The organism is Kitasatospora sp. NPDC058478 (assembly GCF_042720345.1).
In the GTDB taxonomy this organism is placed as follows: domain Bacteria; phylum Actinomycetota; class Actinomycetes; order Streptomycetales; family Streptomycetaceae; genus Kitasatospora.
In genome coordinates this window covers 1-4,614 of record NZ_JBHXML010000144.1, presented here as the reverse complement: position 1 = coordinate 4,614, position 4,614 = coordinate 1, and the positions used below count along the sequence as shown (strand labels likewise).

At 77.9% G+C, this 4,614-nt stretch carries 2 protein-coding genes and 1 pseudogene; all 3 read left to right on the top strand.

Features of this window, described 5'->3' with window-relative positions:
- The first annotated feature begins 163 nt into the window (after positions 1–163).
- Positions 164–2,905 (top strand): lantibiotic dehydratase, encoded by a 2,742-nt coding sequence (locus ACFWPT_RS40630; protein ID WP_380488064.1) that lies wholly within the window; start codon positions 164–166, stop codon positions 2,903–2,905.
- Between the two features lie 108 nt (positions 2,906–3,013).
- Positions 3,014–4,177: a lantibiotic dehydratase C-terminal domain-containing protein gene (locus ACFWPT_RS40625; protein WP_063345887.1), complete on the top strand. Its 1,164-nt coding sequence runs from the start codon at positions 3,014–3,016 to the stop codon at positions 4,175–4,177.
- Positions 4,174–4,614 (top strand): annotated as a pseudogene (locus ACFWPT_RS40620) (hypothetical protein); the annotation flags it as partial. The gene ACFWPT_RS40625 and the pseudogene ACFWPT_RS40620, both read left to right, overlap by 4 nt.

The window sequence follows — 4,614 nt, the reverse complement described above, 5'->3', positions numbered from 1 at the left end:
CGCCGGCCTCGCCCTTTTCGCGCACCCCCCCCCCCCCCCCCGTGCTGCCGGGGGGGGGGGGGGGGCCCCCCCCCCCCCCCCCCCCCCCCCCCCCCCCCCCCCCCGCCGAGACGAGCAGCACCCAGGTCTGTCCGCCCCACGGGTCCGTCGGAGGGAGCCCGCCATGCCGCACCGAGCCCTGACCCACCCCGCCCGGCCGCAGGAGGCCCCGGCGCCGCCACCCGTCAGCACCGCGCCGTACACCCTGGTGCGCGCCACCGTCCTCGCCCGCCCCGCCCAGTCGGCCCCGGCCGCCGCCGTCCGGGCCCTGCTGGCCCGGCTCACCGCCGTCGAAGCCGCGGACGCCGCTCTGCGGCCCACCCTCTGCGACGACCTCCACGCCGGCCGCGCCGGCCACGGCGAGGCGTTCCACCGGCAGGTCGTGCTCCCCTTGCGCCGAGACCTGCACAACGGGCGCCCGCCGCGCGCCGTCCTGCTCGCCCGGCTCGCCGACCTCCCCGCCCGAACCCCGCGCCTCGCCGAGTGGCTGGAGCTGCGCGCGCGGCGCACCAGCCTGCTCGACGACCTCGCCGCCGCCGTCGCGCCCGCACTGGCCGCCGAACGCGCCGCCCTCGCCGAACTCTGCCGCTCACCCGCGTTCACCCGTGCCGTCGCCCTCACCAGCGCCGACCTGCTGCGCGCGGTCGGCAACACGGCGCGCGACGGCGGTGCGGCGGGGGAACGGCGGGGCCGGGCGCGCAAGGAGGAGGCCGCGGTGCTGCGCCACGCCCTGCGGGCCACCAGCAAGACCAGCCCGCTCTCCTGGTTCACCGCCGTCGGCTGGGCGGCGGGCGGCGACACCGCCCCGCGCGCGGTCGTCAAGGAGAACCGGACGCTGGTCGGAGCCCTCGTCCAGGCCCTGCTCGACGAACCCCGTCGCAGTCGCACCCTGCCGCACCGGATGGCCAGCGCCGCCCGGATCGACGGTGACCGCGCCCGCTACGCCCGCACCCGGGTGGTGTTCGCGGGCGGCCGCTACCTGGTCACCCGCGAGGAGGAGGTCGAACTCGCGGCCCGCCCCGAACTGGCGCTCCTCGGCGCGCTCTCCGACACCCCGGACACTCCGGCCCGGCTCACCGAGCGCCTCACCGCCGCCCTCGGCCGCGCCGACGGCGACCCGGCCGTGCACCGGTTCGTCGGACAACTCCTCGACGCCCGGCTGCTCGTGCCCGCCGACCCCGTCGATCCGCAGGACCAGGACCCGCTGCGACGCCTCGGCGACTGGCTGCGGCAGTGGCCCGAGGACGCCGACCTGAGCCGACGCCTCCACCAACTCTCCGATCACACAGCCCAGTTCCATACGACCCAGGCGGAGCGGCGCCCGGCGCTGCTCGCCGCTCTCGCCGCCGACTGGCGCCGGCTGCTCGCCGACGCCGGTCGGCCCGTCCCGCCCGACGCCGCGCCCCTCACGGTGCTCACCGAGGACGTCCACGCCGCACCCCTCGCGGTGCTCACCGAGGACGTCCACGCCGCAGCGCCGCCGCGGCCCCGGCTGGAGCCTGCCCGGCCGATCCAGCCCGGCCCGCGGTCGACCGGACACGACCTGGACGGCGCCGACCGGGCCGCGCTCGGCGAACTCACCGCCCTGGCAGAGCTGTTCGACCTCGGCCACCTGATGCGCCGGGCGGCCCGGGACCGCTTCGTCGCCCGCTACGGCGTCGGCGGCGTCTGCGTCACCCCGTGGGAGTTCGGCGCCGATGCCGGCGAAGCCTGGGCCGACGCCGGACGGACCGCCGGACCGCCGGAACTGCGCCTCCTGCGAGAGGAGTTCACCGCCACACCCGTGGTCGACGGCGAGCTGCTGCTGCCCACCGACCGGATCCGCGCCCTGGCCGCCCGCCTGCCGGACTGGACCGCCGCCCGGCCGCTCAGCTACTCCTGGTTCGTCCAACACGACCTCGCCGACGGCCTGTTGTGCGTCAACCACGTCTACGGCGGCTGGGGGCGCTTCACCAGCCGCTTCCTCGACGCCGGCACGCCACAGGCCGCCGACGTCGCCCGGCAGATCCGCCGCGGCCTCGGCGACGGCGCCCGCGCCGCCCAGATCCGCCCGGTCGGCGGCTTCAACGCCAACCTCCACCCCCGGCTGCTCGCCGACGAGATCGGCCCCGACCGCCGCTGGACCAACCTCGCCGAACCGGACCTCGACCTCGTCCACGACCCCGCCACCGATCAGCTCCGGTTCCGGCTGCGCACCACCGGTGAAGCCCTCGACGTGCTCTACCTGGGCTTCCTCGCGCCGATCATGCTGCCGCAACGGCTCGCACCCCTCCTCGCCGACCACCCCAACGGCATCGTCGACTTCCGCCCGCTGCTGCCCCGCACCACCCTGCCCGCTCCCGGCGGCACCGTCACCCGCACACCCCGGTTGCGCTACGGCCACGTCGTCCTCGCCCGCCGCCGCTGGCACCTGCCCGCGGCCGTCCTCGACGCCCTGCGCGCCGACCTCGCCGCCGAGACCGGCCCCGGCGACGTGCCCGCGGCCACCGCCGCCCGCTGGCGGGCCCTCCTCGACCTCCCCGAGCAGCTGTTCCTGCACCCCGTGCCGGACGGCCCCGCAGCCGGCCCCGAAACCGGCCCCGCAGAGGGTCACGCCGTCGACGCCTTCATCGCCCGGCTGCGCGCCCCCAAACCGCAGCCGGTCGACCTCGGCAACCCCCTCCACCTGCACCACCTCGCCAAATGGCTCACCCGCCACCCCCGCGGCGTCGTCCTCGAAGAGGCCCTGCCGGCGCTCGGTGGCCGGCCCCGGCCGACCGGGGCCGTGGAACTCGTCGCCGAGACGTACCGCCCTGCCCGGCCCACCGCCGTCCCAGCGGGGCGTGGGGTGACCGCCCGGACAGGGCCCGGCGGCAGCCAGTGGTGAGCGGCCGCCGCACCGGGGCCGCAGTGGAGACGAAGTCCCATCCGTGCAGGCCCATCCGTAGAGGCCCATCCGTAGAGGTCCATCCGTGCAGCGTCGAGGAGGCGTTCGATGAGTGATCCGGCCGGTGGCCCGCGGGCCGTGACGGCGTGTGACGTGGTCCTGTACTACTACCAGCCCACCAAAGCCCGGGCGTTGCGCGAGGCCGTGCTGCCGTTGGCCCGGCAGGCGGCGGGGGACGGCCTGGGCGTGCACGTCGAGCGGCACTGGCGGTTCGGACCGCACCTGCGCCTGCGGCTGTCCGGCCCGGCCGACCGGGTGGCCGCCGCGGCCGAGCGTTCCGCGGCGGCGCTGCGGGCGTGGACGGCCGCCCATCCGTCCGTCGCGGACCGGACCGACGCCCAGGTGCTGGCGGAGGCGGCCGTCGCCGGGCGGGTCGAGCTGGTCGCGCCGCCGTACGGTCCGCTGGTGCCGGACAACACCGTCCGGGTGGAGCCCGTCGAGGCCGGGGCCGCGACCTCCCTGGACGCGCTGCTCGGGCCCGACGCGGCGGCCCTGCGGGACGAACTGCTGCGACTCGGACTGCCCGCCGTCGGCTCCGCCTGCGACTTCCTCGGGGCGCACGGCGACACGCCGCAGGCCAGGGTCCAGCTGGTGGCGGCGGCGCTGGCGGCGCACGCGGCCGCCCACCCGGACGGGCTGATCGGCGGTCACTACTCCTTCCTCTCGCACCTGGAGGACTTCCTCGTCCACGAGGATCCGGACGGGCGGCTGCGGGACGCGTTCGAGCGGCACTGGGAGGGGAGCGGCCGGGCCGTCACGGCACTGGTCGGCCGGATCGTCGACGGCGGGGCGAAGGGCTGGGAGCGGGACTGGGCGCGCTGGTCGGCGACGGCCTGGCGCCGGGCGGAGGAACTGCTGGCGGCCGGGGCCGACCTCGGCGGCGACCGGTCGGAGTACCGGGACCGCGCCGCCGCGCTCGGGGACCGGGCCACCGCCGAACGGTGGAACCCCGAACTGCGTACCGTCTACAGCGAGTTCCACCAGCTGCTGCACCGGTCGGACCCGGCGGGCACGATGTGGAGCCGCCCCGACTACCTGATCTACCGGGCCTGCACCAACGGCCTGTACAGGCTGCTCGCGATCTGTGACGTCCGGCCGGTGGAACGCTACCTCGCCGCCCACCTGGTGGTGCGCAGCGTGCCGGAGCTCACCGGGCACCAGTGGCGGGACCGGGTCGACGAGGTGATCGCCGTGGTCGAGGGGGCGGCGTGACGGCCCCGGAGCCCCGTCCCCGGCTGCGCCCGGGCGTGGCGGTGACGCCGCTGCGCGACGGGCTGCACCTGCGGGGGCGCGGCACCAGCCTCACCCTGGAGGGCAGTCGGGCGCTGCCGGCCCTGTGGAAGCTCCTGGAGGCCCGGCTGGGCCCCGAGGCGGACGGGCACCCGGAAGCCGTTCCGGCCCGGGTGGAGGCGGCGCTCGCCACGGTGACCGCACGCCTGCGCGAGTACGACCTGCTGGTCGACCGGCCGGGCCGCCCCGGGAACGCCGACCACCCCGACCGCGCTGACCACCCCGACGGCGCCGACCGGCCGGGCCGCCCCGACGACCGCGAACTCCCGCCGTGGCCCGCCGCGGTGGCCGCCCGGCCCGCGGCAGCCGCGGCGGCCCTGGCCGCGGCCCGCCCGGTGGTGTCCGCCGCGGACCCCGAC